Origin of the sequence: Limosilactobacillus gastricus DSM 16045 (assembly GCF_001434365.1) — a bacterium.
Classification (GTDB): domain Bacteria; phylum Bacillota; class Bacilli; order Lactobacillales; family Lactobacillaceae; genus Limosilactobacillus; species Limosilactobacillus gastricus.
The window spans coordinates 1-703 of the sequence record NZ_AZFN01000045.1 but is presented as its reverse complement, the minus strand read 5'-3'; the positions used below and the strand labels follow the sequence as shown (position 1 = coordinate 703).

Annotated in this window: 1 pseudogene; it reads right to left on the bottom strand. The window is 35.8% G+C overall.

What is annotated here, in order from left to right:
• Positions 1 to 703, bottom strand: a pseudogene (locus tag FC60_RS09425) (transposase); the annotation flags it as partial.

Here is a 703-nt window from a genome sequence, read left to right as displayed (position 1 = left end):
CCGGTTCTTCTTAAAGGTATCAAGTTCTGTAAGGGTTGATTGATAAGAATTGATGGTTTCATCCAGTAAATCCATGTTTTTTTCTTTGATCGACATAACGATATTCTGATAAGTGTCGTATATCTCACCAAAATCCTTATATTTTTCAGTAATGAGATCTACGGCATTTTAAGGCGTCATATACTCATTAACCCCTTTTAGATACACTTGTTTAGCTGTTTCTAACTCCTTAGCGTTCTTATGGAATAACTTCCACTGGGATTTTAATATTTTGAATTCACGACTCTGATAATCAATGGATTTTTGTAATTTTATCCGTTCTCGATCTAAAGATCGACCTATTAATTGGACAATATGGAAACGATCAATGATGATTTCCGCATTAGGGAAAAGTCGATAAATAAACGATTGATACTGGGCATTCAGGTCAATTACAACCGTTTCAACTCGTTGCCGTTCTTCAACTGAATATCTGTTTTCAAAGTATTCAATAATCGATGATGATAAGCGGTCATTTAATTTGGCGACAATTTCATGAGTTTCACTATCGCAACAGATGAACGACATTGCATGTCCTGCAGATCGGAACTCATCAAACGACAGATGTTTAGGGAGCACGGCTAACCGATATTGTTTAGGAACGTATTCATAAACGGTTCTTCTAACACTGCTCGTTGAGCAGTGACAAATTTTTGAAATCTGT